The 16,983-nt window shown below is 73.4% G+C and carries 13 protein-coding genes; 7 read left to right on the top strand and 6 right to left on the bottom strand.

The window, feature by feature from the left end:
- Positions 1 to 83: 83 nt before the first annotated feature.
- Positions 84 to 1,067 carry a LysR substrate-binding domain-containing protein gene (locus tag ACFVXJ_RS18140; protein WP_389662731.1) on the top strand — a complete coding sequence of 328 codons (984 nt, stop codon included), beginning with the start codon at positions 84 to 86 and terminating at the stop codon, positions 1,065 to 1,067.
- Between the two features lie 10 nt (positions 1,068 to 1,077).
- Positions 1,078 to 2,937, top strand: coding sequence for a glycoside hydrolase family 3 protein (locus ACFVXJ_RS18135; protein WP_389662729.1), 1,860 nt, complete (start codon positions 1,078 to 1,080; stop codon positions 2,935 to 2,937).
- Positions 2,938 to 3,004: 67 nt separating this feature from the next.
- On the opposite strand, the gene ACFVXJ_RS18130 is transcribed toward ACFVXJ_RS18135, so the two are convergent.
- From ACFVXJ_RS18130 to ACFVXJ_RS18115, 4 genes are all read right to left on the bottom strand, one after another.
- Positions 3,005 to 4,438 (bottom strand): S28 family serine protease, encoded by a 1,434-nt coding sequence (locus tag ACFVXJ_RS18130; RefSeq protein WP_389662727.1) that lies wholly within the window; start codon positions 4,436 to 4,438, stop codon positions 3,005 to 3,007.
- A 90-nt stretch (positions 4,439 to 4,528) separates the two neighbouring features.
- On the bottom strand, positions 4,529 to 4,969 hold the full coding sequence (locus tag ACFVXJ_RS18125; RefSeq protein ID WP_389662725.1) for a hypothetical protein: 441 nt from the start codon (positions 4,967 to 4,969) through the stop codon (positions 4,529 to 4,531).
- A 101-nt stretch (positions 4,970 to 5,070) separates the two neighbouring features.
- Complete coding sequence (locus ACFVXJ_RS18120) at positions 5,071 to 8,952, bottom strand: ABC transporter ATP-binding protein (RefSeq protein WP_389662723.1); 3,882 nt, start codon at positions 8,950 to 8,952, stop codon at positions 5,071 to 5,073.
- A 123-nt stretch (positions 8,953 to 9,075) separates the two neighbouring features.
- On the bottom strand, positions 9,076 to 9,858 hold the full coding sequence (locus ACFVXJ_RS18115; protein ID WP_389662721.1) for a GntR family transcriptional regulator: 783 nt from the start codon (positions 9,856 to 9,858) through the stop codon (positions 9,076 to 9,078).
- A 59-nt stretch (positions 9,859 to 9,917) separates the two neighbouring features.
- On the opposite strand from ACFVXJ_RS18115, the gene ACFVXJ_RS18110 reads away from it, so the two are divergent.
- Together ACFVXJ_RS18110 and ACFVXJ_RS18105 are read left to right on the top strand one after the other, a co-directional pair.
- On the top strand, positions 9,918 to 10,076 hold the full coding sequence (locus tag ACFVXJ_RS18110; protein ID WP_389662719.1) for a hypothetical protein: 159 nt from the start codon (positions 9,918 to 9,920) through the stop codon (positions 10,074 to 10,076).
- 133 nt (positions 10,077 to 10,209) lie between these two features.
- Positions 10,210 to 10,554, top strand: coding sequence for a helix-turn-helix domain-containing protein (locus ACFVXJ_RS18105; RefSeq protein WP_389662718.1), 345 nt, complete (start codon positions 10,210 to 10,212; stop codon positions 10,552 to 10,554).
- A 3-nt stretch (positions 10,555 to 10,557) separates the two neighbouring features.
- Here ACFVXJ_RS18105 and ACFVXJ_RS18100 read toward each other — a convergent pair whose 3' ends face one another.
- Positions 10,558 to 12,225: a thiamine pyrophosphate-binding protein gene (locus ACFVXJ_RS18100; RefSeq protein ID WP_389662716.1), complete on the bottom strand. Its 1,668-nt coding sequence runs from the start codon at positions 12,223 to 12,225 to the stop codon at positions 10,558 to 10,560.
- A gap of 26 nt (positions 12,226 to 12,251) precedes the next feature.
- Positions 12,252 to 13,214, bottom strand: coding sequence for an agmatinase (gene speB, locus ACFVXJ_RS18095; RefSeq protein ID WP_136216469.1), 963 nt, complete (start codon positions 13,212 to 13,214; stop codon positions 12,252 to 12,254).
- 111 nt (positions 13,215 to 13,325) lie between these two features.
- Between speB and ACFVXJ_RS18090 the strand changes: the two genes are divergently transcribed.
- Genes ACFVXJ_RS18090 through ACFVXJ_RS18080 form a run of 3 tightly spaced genes read left to right on the top strand, consistent with a single transcriptional unit; the run spans position 13,326 to position 16,973 of the window.
- Positions 13,326 to 14,861, top strand: a complete 1,536-nt coding sequence (locus tag ACFVXJ_RS18090; protein WP_389662714.1) for a helix-turn-helix domain-containing protein — start codon at positions 13,326 to 13,328, stop codon at positions 14,859 to 14,861.
- 56 nt (positions 14,862 to 14,917) lie between these two features.
- Positions 14,918 to 16,075, top strand: coding sequence for an acyl-CoA dehydrogenase family protein (locus ACFVXJ_RS18085; RefSeq protein ID WP_389662712.1), 1,158 nt, complete (start codon positions 14,918 to 14,920; stop codon positions 16,073 to 16,075).
- 19 nt (positions 16,076 to 16,094) lie between these two features.
- On the top strand, positions 16,095 to 16,973 hold the full coding sequence (locus tag ACFVXJ_RS18080; protein ID WP_389662711.1) for an acyl-CoA thioesterase: 879 nt from the start codon (positions 16,095 to 16,097) through the stop codon (positions 16,971 to 16,973).
- Positions 16,974 to 16,983 lie beyond the last annotated feature (10 nt).

Raw genomic sequence — 16,983 nt, 5'->3', positions numbered from 1 at the left:
CCATGTAGCACCAGCGCGGATCTCTTCCGGGATGGATGAAGCAACGCTTACGCGTCCTGCTCGGGCGGCGCTACCATCGCGGCATGCTCGACCTGTCCCGGCTGCGCGCCCTGCACGCCGTATCCGTCCACGGTTCGGTCGCGGGCGCGGCGGCCGCCCTCGGCTACACCCCCTCGGCCGTCTCGCAGCAGATCGCCAAACTGGAGCGGGAGACCCGCACCACGCTGCTGGAGCGGCGCGGTCGTGGGGTCGCCCTCACCGAGGAGGCGCGCCATCTCGCCGCCACCGCACGGGAGTTGCTGGCGATCGTGGAGCGGGCCGAGACGACGTTGGAGGAGCGGCGCGGTCAGCCGAGCGGGCTGCTGACGGTGGCCGCGTTCGCCTCGGCGGCGCGCGGGCTGCTGCCGGGCGTGCTGGCCGATCTGGCGGCCCGGCACCCCGCGCTGGACGTCCGCCTGACGGAGGTGGACCCGCACCTGTCGGTGGAGCTCGTGGCGCGCGGGGTCACCGATCTGGCGGTGGCGCACGACTGGGACATCGCCCCGCTCCCGGCCCCCGAGGGCATCGAGCAGGCGGTGATCGGCGACGACCACTGCGACCTCGTCGTACCGGCCGGGCATCCGTTCACCGGGCGCGCCGTGATCCGCCGGGCGGACCTGGGCGGCGAACGGTGGGTGTGCCAGCCGCCCGGGCGGGTCTGTCACGACTGGCTGGTGCGGACCCTGCGCACGGCCGGCTTCGAGCCCGACATCGCGCACGTGGCCGAGGAGAACCACACCATCGTCGCCCTGGTGGCGGCGGGGCTCGGGGTGGCGGTCGTACCGCGGCTGGGGACGGGCGCGCTGCCCGAGGGGGCGGTGGCGGTACCGCTGGAACCGGGGCCGGTGCGTCGGCTGTACGCGCTCTGGCGCACGGGAGCGGCCCGCCGTCCCGCGATCACCGCGGCGGTCGGCGCCCTCCAGGCGCATTGGACCGGCCGGGCAGACGGCCGGACCACTGCTCCCGAGGGGCCACTTCCGGGGGACCGCCCGAGTGTCCGCGGCCCCGGGGACGCGGCCCGGCAGTAGGGTCCGGCGCGTGCCGAACCACGCCTCCCGCCGGACCCTGCTCACCGCGGCCGCCTTGGCCGCCGTCACGGCCACCGGAGCGGCCTCCTCCGCCTCGGGCGTCCGTCGCGCTCCGGACGGTGCCCCGGACAACGCCCCCGACGACCCGCGTCCACCGGGCTCCGGGCCCGGGGGCCGGCCGGGGCGTCACCCCGACCGGGCGGAGCTGCGCCGGCTGATCGACGGGATGAGCCTCGCCGAGAAGGTCGGGCAACTGTTCGTGTCACGGGCCTACGGGCATTCGGCGACCGCACCCGCCCCGGCGGACGCACGGATCAACCAGGCCCAGTTCGGGGTGCGCACCGCCGCCGAACTCGTCGCCCGCTACCACCTGGGCGGGGTCATCTACTTCGGGTGGGCCCACAACACCCTCAACCCGCAGCAGATCGCCGCCCTGTCGCAGGGGCTCCAGCAAGCGGCCGGCGGCTCGGGCGCGGGCGTCCCGCTGCTGCTGTCCACGGACCAGGAGCACGGCGCCGTCGCCCGCGTCGGCAAGCCCGCGACCCTGCTGCCGGGGGCGATGGCGCTGGGCGCCGGCCACCGTGCGACGGGCTCGACCGCCGAGGCCCGCCGGGCCGCGCGGATCGCCGGGGCGGAACTGGCCGCGATGGGCATCCGACAGGACTACGCGCCCGTCGCGGACGTGAACGTGAACCCGGCGAACCCGGTGATCGGCGTACGGTCCTTCGGCGCCGACCCGCAGGCCGCGGCGGCCCTGGTCGCCGCCCAGGTGCGCGGCTACCAAGGGGCGGGGGTGGCCGCCACCGCCAAGCACTTCCCCGGGCACGGCGACACCGCGACCGACAGCCATGTGGGTCTCCCGGTGATGCGGCACAGCCGCGCGCAGTGGGAGGAGTTGGACGAGCCGCCGTTCCGGGCGGCCGTCGCGGCGGGCGTGGACGCCGTCATGACGGCGCACATCGTCTTCCCCGCGCTCGATCCCTCGGGGGACCCGGCGACCCTCTCGCGGCCGATCGTGACCGGCATCCTGCGCGAACGCCTCGGCTTCGGCGGGGTGGTGGTCACCGACGCGCTGGACATGGCCGGGGTCCGCCAGAAGTACGGCGACGACCGGGTTCCGGTCCTCGCGCTCAAGGCCGGCTGCGACCAGTTGCTGAACCCGCCGGACCTGGCGCTGGCCTACCGGAGCGTGCTGGCGGCCGTCGAGTCGGGTGAGCTGAGCCCGGCCCGGATCGAGGAGTCGGTGCTGCGCATCCTCGAACTCAAGGCGCGGCGCGGCCTGTTCGCGGCGCCGTACACGGCGGCGCCGGACCTGGCGGACGTGGTCGGCGCGCCCGACCACCTCGCGGCCGCCGACGAGATCGCGGCCGGGACGACGACCCTGCTGGCCAACCCCGCCGGGCTGCTGCCGCTGGACGCCCCTGCCGCGCCCCGGGTGCTGGTGACGGGGGCCGCCCCGCCCTCCCCCAGCGGTACGACCGGGCCCCCTACGGAGGTATTGGCGCGGGAGCTGACGACCCTGGGCTGCCGGGCCACGGCGGTGGCGCCCGAGGGGGCGGTGGCGGCGGCGCCGGGTCACGCGGCGGTGCTGGTGTGCACGTACAACGTCCCGGAGGGCGACGACCCCCAGCGGACGCTGGTGGCGGCCCTGCTGGCCACCGGGGTACCGGTGGTGGCGGTCGCGATCCGCAACCCGTACGACGGCGCCCGGCTGCCGGAGTGCGCCGCGGAGCTGGCCACGTACTCCTGGACGGACGTGGAGATGCGGGCGGCGGCCCGGGTGATCACCGGGGTGCGACGGCCCTCGGGCCGCCTCCCGGTCCCGGTTCCGGGCCGCTACCCGCTGGGCCACGGGCTGACGTACGACTGAGCCGTACGCCGGGCCCGCGGCCCCTGCCACCGGAGAGCCACGGGCCCGTGAGCCACGGACCCGGGGGCTAAGGACGCAGTTGCGCCTGCCGCGGGAGGTCCTGCTGGTCGAGCTGCGGGTCCGGCTTGGCCAGCGGCGTCGCGCGGCCCGCGTCGGCGAGGGCGGCGGCCGGGGCCACTCCGGCCCACTGGAGGATCCGCGCGGTCGCCAGGGTCCGCTCGCCGTCCTGGAGCTTGGCGACGTTGGCCCCGTGGTTGGCGCCGGGCGCGATCATCACGTAGCTGTCCTTCACCCCGTAGCCCAGGTGGAACGGTTCTGCGCCCCACGGGTCGTTCTGCCCGTAGACGAACAGCATCCGGTCCGCGTGGGTGCGCACCCACGCGTCGACGTCCGCCATCACCCCCGGCTGGAAGGTCATCGGGATGTCACGCGGCACGAAGTCGCGCGGCGGCTGGTAGCCGTAGCGGGTCAGCCCCTTGAGGTGCGGCTGCTTGATGTCGGGCGAACCGAGCTGCGTGCCCGCCTGGTAGTAGTACGGCGTGTACGTCTCCAGTCCCTGGTCGGTGTAGGCCGAGAAGCCGGAGATGGTGTCGACGGTGTCCCAGATCTCCTGGTCGGAGGCGGTCGCCGCGGTCGGGATGCCGGCGCAGTCGGTGAGCAGGCTGTACTGCCAGAAGGCCCAGGTGTAGTCGAGCACCACGGCCTCGTAGGCCCTGTCGAGGGTGCCGACGGTGGTGAAGGTCCAGCCGTTGTCGGCGGCGGCGGCCGCGTACTTGGCCTCCAGCGGCTCGCGGCGGACGAGCGCCTCGCGCTGGACGGCGTTCAGCTTGTCGCGGCACTCCTTGGTGCCGACCTTGGCGAGGAACCGGTCGTACGCCGAGTCCTCCTTGTTGTTGACGTCGTTCGGCGCGACGTAGGCGACGACGCCGTCCATGTCCCGCGGGTAGTAGCGCTCGTAGTACGTCGCCGTCATGCCGCCCTTGCTGCCGCCCGTGGCGATCCAGTTCTTGCTGTAGATCTTCTTCAGGGCGGTGAAGATGCGGTGCTGGTCGCTGGCGGCCTGCCAGATGTCCAGGTTCGCCCAGTTGGCCGGGTCGGGCCGGGAGGGCGTGAAGAATCGATACTCCAGGGACACCTGGTTGCCGTCGACGATCGTCGTCGGCTCACTGCGGCGCGGGCTGGTGTTGACGTTGTAGCCCGAGGTGTAGAAGACCGTGGGCCGGGAGGTGTCCTTGTGCAGCAGGGTCAGGCGCTGCTTGAAGGTTCCCTTCGAGGGCTGACGGTGGTCGACCGGCTGCTCGTAGTCGAGCACGAAGAAGCGGTACCCGGGGTACGGCTTCTCCTCGATCAGGCTCATCCCCGGGATGCCGAGGATCTGGTCCTTGATGTCCGCGGCGGCGGCCGGCCCCGCGGCGGTGGCCGCTTGTGCCGTGGCGCCGGCCGCGCCCATGGTGCCGATGAGCACCACGAGCGACAGCAGCCATCCGAGCGTCTTGCGCATTCACCCTCCCCTTGCGTTCACTTCGGTCGCCGTGAACCTAGCGGGGCCAACGCGCCTCTGAACAGACCAAGTTGGGCCGCGGGGAAGTCGTCAGCACAGGAACCAGCCGGAATCGACCGATCCGGCCGCTACGTTCCCCCTTACATACACGCACCGGCTGATCGCGCCCACGGTGACGGGGCCCGCGTAACGGGTGAACCGCCCCGCATCGGCGACCGGGACACCGCCACGCGGCTGAACGCTCACCGCCATCCGGCGGCGCTCGCCCGGCCGCGACGTGCGGGTCAGGACGCACACCCGGGCGCGGCTCTTGTAGACGCGCACCTCGCCCTCCCCGGCGGGGAGCGGCAGTACCTTGACCAGCCGGCCCGTGCAGAGGCCGTCCCGGGCCGCGGCCCGCGCCGGGGGCGCGGTGAACGGCGCGGCCCCGCCGAGCCACAGCGCCGCCGCGAACACGCCCAGGGCCCGCGCGCTCCCCCGACCCCGCCCCGCCCACCGGCGCTCGCGCCGCTTCCACCCCTGTGTCGACACCCCGGCCCCCCGATCCGTCGTACGTAACACGTACGCCCGTACGACGCCCCGGATGCGCGGAAGGTTGCACCGGGACGGCGACAGCGCCCGGGGTGGCGGCCTCAGGCGGCGGCCCGCTCGTCCTCTCCGGCGAAGGTCCGCCACAGCTCCGCGTACCGGCCGCCGCGCGCCAGGAGTTCGGCGTGCGTGCCGTCCTCCACCACCGCGCCGCGGTCGAGGACCACCACGCGGTCGGCGCGGGCGGCGGTGGTCAGGCGGTGGGCCACGACGAGGGTGGTGCGCTTGCCCGCGAGCCGGTCGGTGGCGAGGTTGACCTGCGCCTCGGTGGCCAGGTCGAGCGCGGCCGTGGCCTCGTCCAGCAGCAGGACGTCCGGGTCGACGAGTTCGGCGCGGGCCAGCGCGATCAACTGGCGCTGACCCGCCGAGAGGTTGCGGCCGCGTTCGGCGACGGTGTGCAGGTAGCCGCCGTCGAGGGTGGCGACCATGTCGTGGGCGCCGACCGCGCGCGCGGCGGCCTCCACTTCGGCGTCGCTCGCCTCGGGCCGGCCGTAGGCGATGGCGTCACGGACCGTACCCGGGAAGAGGTACGCCTCCTGGGGGACGACCCCCAACCGGTGGCGGTACGCCGTCAGGTCCAGCTCCCGCAGGTCCGCGCCGTCGGCGGTGACCCGGCCGGAGGTCGGATCGTAGAACCGGGCCACCAGCTTGACCAGCGTGGACTTCCCCGCGCCGGTCTCGCCGACGAAGGCGACGGTCTGCCCGGCCGGTATCCGCAGGCTGATCCCGGCCAGCGCCTCGCCCTTCTCGCCGCGCTCCTCGGCGGTCCCGTAGGCGAACCGCACGTTCTCGAAGGCGATCTCGCCGCGCAGCTCGGGCACCGGGCGCGGGTCGGCGGGCCGGGGGGTGGTGGTCGGCTCGCGCAGCAGGTCCTGGATGCGGCCGAGCGAGACGGTGGCCTGCTGGTACCCGTCGAAGACCTGGGAGAGCTGCTGGACGGGCGCGAAGAACAGGTCGATGTAGAGCAGGTAGGCGACGAGCGCGCCCGTGGTGAGCGTCTGGGCTTCCACCCGGCCCGCACCGACGATCAGCACGGCCGCCGCGGCGGCCGAGGACAGCAGTTGCACGAAGGGGAAGTAGACGGATATCAGCCACTGGCCGCGAACCCGGGCCCGGCGGTAGGAGTCGCTGCGGCCGGCGAAGCGGACGGCCCCGTCGCCCTCGCGCCGGAACGCCTGGACGATGCGCAGTCCGGCCACGGACTCCTGGAGGTCGGCGTTGACGGCGCTGACCCGGTCGCGGGCGAGCTCGTACGCGGCCACCGACTTGCGGCGGAAGACGACGGTGCCGAGGACCAGGAGCGGGAGCGTGGCGAAGACGATCAGGGCCAGTTCCACGTCGAGGACGAGCAGGGCGATCAGGATGCCGAAGAAGGTGAAGACGGAGACGACGGCGGTGACCAGACCGGTCTGGAGGAAGCTGGACAGGGCGTCCACGTCGGTGGTCATCCGGGTCATGATCTTGCCGGTCAGCTCGCGCTCGTAGTAGTCGAGCCCGAGGCGCTGGAGCTGGGCGAAGATCTTGACGCGCAGGGCGTAGAGCACGCGCTCGCCGGTCCGCCCGGTCATCCGGGTCTCGGCGAACTGGGCCGCCCACTGGCCGATGACGACGGCCAGGGCCAGCCCGGCGGCCACCCAGACGGCCCCGAGCGCGGCCTGTTCGACGCCCTTGTCGATGCCGTGCCGGATCAGGATCGGCAGCAGCAGGCCGGAGCCCGCGTCGACGGCGACGAGGCCGAGGCTGATGGCGAGCGGCGCCCAGAAGCCGCGGAGCAGCCGGCGCAGGCCGTAGCTGTCCTCGGCGGAGGCGGCGCGTTCCTCGTCCACCTCGGGCAGGTCGTCCGCGGGTGGCAGGGCGGCGACCTGGGCGAGCAGTTCGGGGGTGGCCGGGCCGCCGGCGGCCGCGGCGGTGGGGGGCCCGACGACGGCGATCGCGACGGGCGTACCGGTGGGGGCGGCGAGGGCGGCAGGAGGGGTGTTTCCCTTGGCTTCGTCGGCCTTGGCTTCGTCGGCCTTCGCTTCGTCCTGGCGGCGCCACAACTCGGGGGTGACCCCGCCGGAGACCCGGCGCTTGGCGTTGACCGGCTCCGAGTCGATCTCCGCCTCGATCTCGATGTCCTGTTCGAGGTCGCGCTCGAACTCGGCCATCGCGGCGACCTCGGGGACGCGCGGCGAGGCGGCGCCGAGGGCGTCGGGGTCGGTCAGCAGCCTGCGGTAGAGGGGGGAGCGGCGCTCCAACTCCTCGTGGGTGCCGATGTCGGAGAGGCGTCCGTGGTCGAGGACGGCGATCCGGTCGGCCAGCGCGAGCGTGGAGCGGCGGTGCGCGATGAGCAGGGTGGTGCGGCCGGCCATGACGGCGCGCAGCGCCTCGTGGATCTCGTGCTCGACGCGGGCGTCGACGGCGGAGGTGGCGTCGTCCAGGAGCAGCAGTCGGGGGTCGGTGAGGAGGGCGCGGGCGAGCGCGATGCGCTGGCGCTGGCCGCCGGAGAGGGTCAGACCCTGTTCGCCGACCGTGGTGTCGTACCCGGCGGGCAGCGCCTCGATGAAGCCCTCGGCCTGGGCGGCTCGGGCGGCGGCCCGGATCTGCTCCTCGTCGGCCTCGGGGCGCCCGTAGGCGATGTTCGCGCGGATGGAGTCGGAGAAGAGGAACGAATCCTCGGGTACGAGCCCGATGGCGCCCCGCAGCGAGGCGTACGTCAGCTCGCGCACGTCGTGGCCGCCGACGCGGACGGCGCCCCGGTCGGCGTCGTAGAAGCGGGGCAGGAGCAGCGAGACGGTGGACTTGCCGCTGCCGGAGGAGCCGACGAGGGCGACGGTCTCGCCCTCCGCGATGCGCAGCGAGAACCCGTCGAGGACGGGCCGCCGGGGGTCGTAGCCGAAGCGGACGTCCTCGAACTCGACGGTGGCGGGCGCGTCGGCGGGCAGTTCGGTCGTGCCCTCCTCGATCACCGGCTCGGTGTCGATCAGCTCGAAGACGCGCTCGACGCCGGCGCGGGCCTGCTGTCCGACGGTCAGCACCATGGCGAGCATGCGGACGGGGCCGACGAGCTGGGCGAGGTAGGTGGAGAAGGCGACGAAGGTACCGAGGGTGACCTGGCCGCGGGTGGCCATCCAACCGCCGAGGGCCAGCATCGCGACCTGCCCGAGCGCGGGCACGGCCTGGAGGGCGGGGGTGTACTTCGAGTTCATCCGGATGGCCCGCATCCGCCCGGCGAACAGCCGGCGGCCGGCTTCGCGGAGCTTGCCGGTCTCCTGCTCCTCCTGCCCGAAGCCCTTGACGACGCGGACGCCGGTCACGGCCCCGTCGACGACGCCGGCGACGGCGGCGGCCTGGCTCTGGGCGTACCAGGTGGCGGGGAACAGCTTCTTGCGGCTGCGCTTGGCGATGTACCAGAGGGCGGGGGCCATCAGGAGGGCGACGAGGGTCAGCAGCGGGGACAGCGCCAGCATGATGCCGAGGGATATCCCGAAGAGCAGGAAGTTCCCGATGGTCATCGGGAGCATGAAGAGCAGGCCCTGGATCAGCTGGAGGTCGCTGGTGGCCCGGCCGACGACCTGGCCGGTGGACAGCTCGTCCTGGCGGCGGCCGTCGAGGCGGGCGATGGTCGCGTACATCTCGGTGCGGAGGTCGTGCTGGACGTCGAGGGCCAGGCGCCCGCCGTAGTACCTGCGTATGAAGGTCAGTACGTACACGAGGAGGGCGGCGGCTATGAGCATGCCGGCCCAGGGGCCCATGGGCTTGCTGTGGTCCCCGATGACGTGGTCGATGATGGTCCGGGTGACCAGTGGCACGAGCGCCATCACGGCCATACCGGCCAGCGAGGACCCGAGCGCGAGGAGCACGTTGGCCTTGTACCGCCAGGTGTACGCGGTCAGCCGCCTGCCCCAGCCCGGTTTCCCGCCCGTTTCCGTCTCCGCCGCCGCCACGTCGTGCCTCCCCGTCGATGCTGTCCTGCCGGAAGCACCAACGCCCCGACCGGCGGATTTCATCCCGCCGCAACAATCGAACGGGTTTACGCGCCGGTGGGCGAGCCGCGCGGGCCGTCCGGGTCAGGGAGCGTCGAAGGCGTACTCCAGGACGTAGGCGGAGGCGTCGAGCACCATCTCGTTGACCTCCACGACCCGGCCGTCGGCGGCGAAAGCGGTACGGCAGACCAGTACGACGGGCGTGCCGGCGCCGAGCCCGAGCCGCGCGGCCTCGCCGGGGCTCGGCATCCGTGAGCGGACCTCCTCGCGGAACCGGGCGGGGCCGACGCCCAGCTCGGCGAGGCGGGCGTAGATCCCGCCGGGGCCGGTGTCGGGCTCGGTGACGGGGGTGCCGGCGACGAGGTCGGCGTCGAGGTACGAGGTCGCCAGCATGACGGGCTTCCCGTCGAGCAGGAACCTCCGCCGCCGCACGCAGGCCGCGACCCCCGCCGCGAGCCCGAGCACCCCGGCGACGGCCTCGGGCGGCGCCTCTTCGGTGACCCCGAGGAGTTCGACCTCCGGGTCCCGGTCTTCGGTGTCGGCCGCCCAGATGGACCGGCCCTCACCCCAGACGCCGGTACCCAGCCGCTGGATACCGCGCCGCCGGATACCGTCCCGGAACTCGCGTACGAAGACCCCGGCCCCCTTGCGCGCCTCCGCGAGCCCTTCCGTCTGGAGCACGCCGAGGGCTTGTCGAGCGGTCATCCGGGCGACCCCGTAACGGCTCATCAGGTCGTTCTCGCCAGGGAGCCGGACCCCCGGGCCGTACTCGCCCGAGGCGATGGCATCCTTCAGCGCGGCAGCGATGCGCTGGTACTTCGGTTGGCATACGGCGGCGTCGTCACCCTGCACGCGATCCTCACCCATTCGAGGGATTCCCCACTTTCCCGCCTTCCATACACTGAAGCATCTATACGTTCCGATGTATGGACGAGCCATTCGACATCGAGATTGAACCGGAGGTCCGGCTGTGGCTGATGAACCTCTCCGACGAGGACTACCTCGTGACCGAGCACGTTGTCGGACTGCTGCTGGACAGTCCGACTCGTAGTGGCTGCCACCGGGCCGCCGAATCGTCCTCTTGACTGTCTTCCGCAAGAGGCAACAACGAGAGGATGCACAAGTGGCACGCGCTAAACGCGCCAAGCTTGCATGCTCTACCGAGCACGTACCTGCCACTGAGACGTACATCCGCGACTTGAAGGAGGGAGCGCAGTAATGGTCAGCCACGCGCAGTGGAAGCTGAACCGGGATCGAAAGGTCGCCGAAGGTCTTACGGAGAGTCCCGAGGTGACTCGGCGCCGCGAGGAGATCCGGCTGGCGTTCGAGCTCGGGCAGGCCGTGTACGACCGGCGGACCGAGCTCGGGATGTCGCAGACCGAGCTGGCGCGGCGGGCCGGGATGACGCAGCCGCAGGTGTCGAAGCTGGAGCTGGGCGGGACCGTGCCGACTGTGCCGCTGCTCGCACGGCTGGCGCGGGCGATGGAGTCGGAGCTGACCCTGAAGTTGGTCGGTGAGACGTCAATCGTCGTCTTCGCCTCGCAGGAGCACGAGGCGGCCTGACCATCAGAGGTGGGTTGGGGCGAACATCTTCAGGGTGGTGGGGAGGACCAGGACCGAGGGGCCCGGGGAGGCGAGGGCCGTGGTGAGGTCCTCGCGGAGGGTGGCCGCCGAGGTGATCGCGGCCGGGACACCGAAGGAGGCCGCCAGGGCGACGAAGTCCGGGCCGGTGAGGTCCGTACCCGTCGCGCAGCCGTACTCGCGCAGGATGCCGTAGCCGCCGTCGTCCACGATCAGCCAGGTCACGTCCAGCTCGTGCTGCTTCGCGGTGGCCAGTTCCGCGATCGAGTACATCGCGCCGCCGTCGCCCGAGACGGCCAGCACCGGCGTGCCCGGTTCCGCGACGCACGCCCCGAGGGCCGCCGGGAAGGCGTAGCCGAGCCCGCCCGCGCCCTGCGCCGAGTGCATGGTGTTGGGGTGCTTCGCGTCGAAGGCGGACCACGCCCAGTAGGACAGGATCGTCATGTCCCAGAACGACGGCGAGCGCGGCGGCAGGGCCGACCTGATGGAGGCCAGCAGCCCTTGCTCCAGCGCCACGTCCTGGTCGGCCAGCCGGCCCGCGATCTCGTCCAGGACCATCCGCACCCGCGCGGGCGCCGCCGGGTCCTCCCGTTCCGGGACCGTTTCCAGCAGGGCTTGCAGCGCGAGCCGGGCGTCCGCGTGGATGCCGAGGCCCGGATGGTTGGACTCCAGCTTCCCGAGGTCCGCCTCGATCTGCACGACCCGACCCGTCGGGAAGAACGTGTGGTAATTCGAGGAGAGTTCCCCGAGCCCCGAGCCCACCACCAGCAGGACGTCCGCGTCCTCCAGGAAGTCCGTCATGTGGCGGTCCTCCAGCCATGACTGGAGGGACAGCGGGTGGGTCCAGGGGAAGGCGCCCTTCCCGCCGAAGGTGGTGACGACGGGCGCGTTCAGGCGCTCCGCGAGCTGCTTCAGCTTCCCCGCCGCGTCCGCGCGCACCACCCCGCCGCCCGCGATGATCACAGGCCGGGCCGCCTCGGACAGCCAGTGCGCGGCGAGCGCCGTCAGCTCCGGGCGCGGGACGAGCTCGTGCGGGGTCGCGTCCACGCCCGTGACCTGGGGGATCATCGTCTCCGCGCGGAGGACGTCCTCCGGGATCTCGATCCAGACGGGCCCGTGCGGGGCGCTCAGCGCCGACTCCCACGCCTCCGCGACGACCGACGGGATCTGGGACGGGGTGCGGGCGGTGTGGACGGACTTCACCACGTCCCGGAACGACGCCGACTGGTCCCGCAGCTCGTGCAGGTGCCCGCGCCGCCCGCCGCCCAGCCCCGCGCTCGGCACCTGCGAGGAGATGGCGAGCACCGGGGCGGAGGCCGCCGCCGCCTCGGCCAGGGCCGGCAGGGCCATCAGCGCACCGGGGCCGGTGGACAGCAGCAGCGGGACGGCCTCGCCGGTGAGCCGGCCGTACGCGTCGGCCGCGAAGCCGGCGTTGTTCTCCGTACGCAGGGCGACCAGCCGCAGGTCGGAGCGACCCACCGCGTCGAAGACGGCCAGCGCGTGCTGTCCGGGCAACCCGAACACGGTGGTGGCGCCGAGCGAGCGCAGCGTTTCCACGACCAGGTCCCCGCCCGTCCGCCCGGGCGGCGGCGCGAGCGCCGCGGCCGTCTGGGCTTCGGTGGGACGGAGTACCAGGTCGTGGTCGTGCGTCACGTGCGCTTACTCGCCCTTCTCGGGTCCTACTTGGTCTTCGACGCCGCGATCTGCCGGCTCATGATCGTGGTCAGCTCGTACGCGGTGTGCGAGGCCGCGACCGAGGTGATCTCGGCGTGATCGTACGCCGGGGCGACCTCGACCACGTCCGCGGAGACCAGGTTGCAGGAGGACAGGCCGCGGATGATCTCCAGCAGCTCGCGGGAGGTCATGCCGCCCGCCTCCGGCGTGCCGGTGCCGGGCGCGTGCGCCGGGTCCAGCACGTCGATGTCGATGGAGATGTAGAGCGGGCGGTCGCCGATGCGCTGGCGCAGCTGGTCCGCGACCTCGTCGGCGCCGCGCCGGTAGACGTCGGCCGAGGTGACGATGCCGAAGCCCATCTTGGCGTCGTCGTCCAGGTCCTGCTTGCCGTAGAGCGGGCCGCGCGTGCCGACGTGCGAGAGCGCCTCGGTGTCGAGGATGCCCTCCTCGACGGCGCGGCGGAACGGGGTGCCGTGCGTGTACTCGGCGCCGAAGTAGGTGTCCCAGGTGTCCAGGTGGGCGTCGAAGTGCAGCAGCGCGACCGGGCCGTGCTTCTTGGCGACCGAGCGCAGCAGCGGCAGCGCGATGGTGTGGTCGCCGCCGAGGGTCATCAGGCGGGAGCCGGCGCCGAGCAGCTCGTCGGCGGCGGCCTCGACCGTCTCGACGGCCTCGTTGATGTTGAAGGGGTTCACGGCGATGTCACCGGCGTCGGCGACCTGGGCGAGCGCGAACGGGGAGGCGTCCTGCGCCGGGTTGTACGGGCGCAGCAGGCGCGAGGCCTCGCGGATGGCGTTGCCGCCGAAGCGGGCACCCGGCCGGTAGGAGACACCGGAGTCGAACGGGACGCCGACGACGGCCACGTCGGCCGAGCCGACCTCGTCCAGGCGCGGCAGCCGGGCGAAGGTCGCCGGGCCCGCGTAGCGCGGGATGCGGGAGGAGTCGACGGGTCCGCGCGGCTGCGTGCTCATGGGGGGTGCCTTCCGGAAGGGGTGTGCGGTCCTTCGAGCGTAAGGGGACAGTACGGGCGCGCGAAGTGTACGTTTCCTCCATCAGGCAGCCGAGATCTATACGGAGTATCCATGCCGGACCAGCCGCCGACCCCAGGCGTCGCCCTCTCCGCCCTGCTCGCCGACCGGGAGCTGGGCCTGCGCGGGTGGCAGGCGGCCCAGGAGGTCGAGGGGGCGGAGGGGGTCGTCGTGCACGCCGTCCACGCATCCGAGATGGCCGACCCGTCGCCGTACCTGCTGGGCGGGGAGCTGCTGCTCACCGCCGGGGCGCAGCTCGGGCCGGACGCCGACGGGTACGCGGCCCGGCTCGTCGCGGCGGGCGCGGCGGCGCTCGGGTTCGGGCTGGCGCCGGTGCACGAGGCGGTGCCGCCGGAGCTGGTGGCGGCCTGCGCCCGGCACGGGCTGCCCCTGCTGGAAGTGCCGCCCGGGACCCCGTTCACCGCCGTCGCCCGTACCGTGTGGCGGCTGATGGCGGAGGCCCGGACGCGCGAGCTGCGCCGGGTCACCGAGGCGCAGCAGGCGCTGGCGGCGGCCGCCGCCCGGCCGGAGCCGGTGCCGGCGGTGCTGCGGCGGCTGGCGGCGAGCCTGGGCGGCCGGGTCGTCCTGGTGCCGGGTGGCACCGGCTCGGCTGGGTCGGGTGGGGCGGGCGCGGTCCGGGAGGCGGGTCGCGCGGTGCCGGCCGAGGCCGCCGCCGCGCAGGAGGCGCTGCTCGCGCGGGTGGCCGCCCCGGGCGGGCCGGCCACCGCGACGGACTCCGCCGCGGGCTGGCACCTCGCGGCGTACGCCCTGGGCGGCGGGCCGGGCCCGCACCCCGTCCCGGGCCCGCACCCCGGCGGCCCCGCCCAGGACACCGCCCCGGCCCCGGACGTCGCCCCCACCCCCGGCCCCGGCCCGGTGCTGGGTGTCGCCGTGCCGGAGCGGACCGCCGGGGACCACGCCATCACCGCCATCGCCGCCGTCCTGCTGGGCCTGCTCACCACGCGCCGCCCGGCCGGTACCGAGGCCGCCGCGCTGACCCGGCTGCTGCTGGGCGGCGACCCGGCCGAGGCGCTGGCCGGCGCCGGGCCCTGGCGGGTGGTGCACGCCCGGGGTGCGGGAGATCCGCAGGCCCTGGCGGGCGCGCTGGGCACCGTACTGCTGGACGCGCACGGCCCGGGGCTCCGCCTGCTCACCGACCGGGACCCCGCCCCGCAGCCCGGCTGGCGCCTCGGGGTCAGCGCACCCGCCGCGCCCGGGGCGCTGGCGACCGCCGACGCCCAGGCCCGCCGCGCCCTGGAACGCGCCGAGGCGGCCAGGACCGCGCTGGCCCGGCACTCCGAGGCGGGTCTGCCCGGTCTGTTGGACCCGGCGGAGGCCCGCGCGCACGCCGAGGCGCTGCTCGCGCCGCTCACCCCGGCCCAGACGGCGACCCTGCGCGGTTGGCTGGCGCACCACGGAAGCTGGGACCGCAGCGCCGCCGCCCTCGGCGTCCACCGCAACACGGTCCGCCAGCGCATCGCCCGCGCCGCCACGCTCCTCGGCCGCGACCTCGACGACCCCGACACCAGGATGGAACTGTGGTTCGCGCTACGTACCCTGGACAGCGGTGGCGACTCGCCGGTAACTTAATCTGAGCAAGCGCTTAGCCAAGGGCGGCGGACCGCCGCGACGAAGGGAGTCCGGCCGTGCGCCGTACCGTTTTCAACGAGGACCACGAGGCATTCCGCGAGACCATCCGCGCCTTCATCGAGGCCGAGGTCGTCCCCGTCTACGACGAGTGGTTCCAGGCCGGCCAGGCGCCCCGCGACTTCTACTACAAGCTCGGCGAGCTGGGCGTCTTCGGCATCAACGTGCCGGAGGAGTTCGGCGGCGCGGGCCTGGACACCCACAAGTTCGAGGCCGTCCTCTACGAGGAGACCTCGCGCGCGGGCGTCAACTTCGGCGGTTCCGGCGTGCACGTGCTGCTCGCCCTCCCCTACATCAAGATGCTGGCCGGCGACGAGCAGAAGAAGCGATACCTGCCGAAGTTCGTCAGCGGCGAGGAGATGTGGGCCCTCGCGATGACCGAGCCCGGCACCGGCTCCGACGTCGCGGGCATGAAGACCACCGCCAAGCTCTCCGAGGACGGCAGCCACTACGTCCTCAACGGCGCCAAGACCTTCATCACCGGTGGCGTCCACGCCGACCGCGTGATCGTCTGCGCCCGCACCTCGGCCCCGCGCGAGGACGACCGCCGCTTCGGCATCTCCCTCTTCGCCGTGGACACCAAGTCCGAGGGCTACTCCATCGGCCGCAAGCTCGACAAGCTGGGCCTGCGCACCTCCGACACCGCCGAGCTCGCGTTCGTCGACGTCCAGGTGCCGGTCGAGGACCTGCTCGGCGAGGAGAACAAGGGCTTCTACTACCTCGGCGCGAACCTGCCCTCCGAGCGCTGGGGCATCGCCTTCGGCGCGTACGCGCAGGCCAAGGCCGCCATACGGTTCGCCCAGCAGTACGTGACCGAGCGCACCGTCTTCGGCAAGCCGGTGGCGCACTTCCAGAACACCAAGTTCGAACTGGCCGCCTGCCAGGCCGAGGTGGACGCGGCCGAGGCCGTCGCCGACCGCGCGCTGGAGGCCCTGGACGCCGGCGAGCTGACGGCCGCGGAGGCCGCGTCCGCGAAGCTGTTCTGCACCGAGGTCGCGCACCGCGTCATCGACAAGTGCCTCCAGCTGCACGGCGGGTACGGCTACATGAACGAGTACCCGATCGCCCGCCTGTACGCCGACAACCGCGTGAACCGCATCTACGGCGGCACCAGCGAGGTCATGAAGTCCATCATCGCCAAGTCCATGGGCCTGTAGGGAACCCCGTCCCCGTCCCATGAACGAGGCACTGACGACGCTCCTCGACCTGCTCGACCTGGAGCAGATCGAGGAGAACATCTTCCGCGGTACCAGCCGTCCGTCGCTGGTACCGCGGGTCTTCGGCGGTCAGGTCGCGGCCCAGGCGCTGGTCGCGGCCGGCCGCACCGTGCCCGAGGACCGGGGCGCGCACTCGCTGCACTCCTACTTCCTGCGCGCCGGCGATCCCGGCGCGCCGATCGTCTACTCGGTCGACCGCATCCGCGACGGGCGCTCCTTCACCACGCGCCGGGTCGTCGCCGTCCAGCACGGGCAGCCGATCTTCCACCTCTCCGCGTCCTTCCAGACGTACGAGGAGGGGCTCGACCACCAGAGCGCGATGCCGGACGCGCCCGACCCGGAGACCCTGCCGACGGCCGCCGAGTCGCTGCCGCTCTACCGGGAGGTCTTCCGCGACCCGGGCACGGTGGAGCGGCTGATCGACGCGCGCGGCGCGGTGGACCTGCGGTACGCGACGACTCCCCCCTGGGGGTCGGTCGGGCGGCCGCGCGAGCCGCACTCGCAGGTGTGGTTCCGTACCGCCGACAAGCTCGACTCGGACGACGCGCTCCTGCACACCTGTCTGGCCACCTACGTCTCCGACATGACGCTCCTCGACTCGGTGCTGCTCGCGCACGGCCGGGGCGGCTGGGCCGTCGGCGACGTGGTCGGCGCCTCCCTGGACCACGCGATGTGGTTCCACCGGCCCTTCCGCGCCGACGAATGGCTGCTGTACGACCAGGAGTCCCCGTCGGCGGCGGCCGGCCGGGGCCTGGGTCAGGCCCGCATCTGGACGCAGGACGGCCGGCTGGCCGTGACGGTCATCCAGGAGGGTGTCGTACGCGTCCCGCGCGGATAGTCGCGCCTAC

Origin of the sequence: Streptomyces sp. NPDC058279 (genome assembly GCF_042881255.1) — a bacterium.
Classification (GTDB): Bacteria; Actinomycetota; Actinomycetes; order Streptomycetales; family Streptomycetaceae; genus Streptomyces.
Note: the sequence above shows the minus strand (reverse complement) of the source record. Positions and strands in the feature narration are given on the sequence as shown.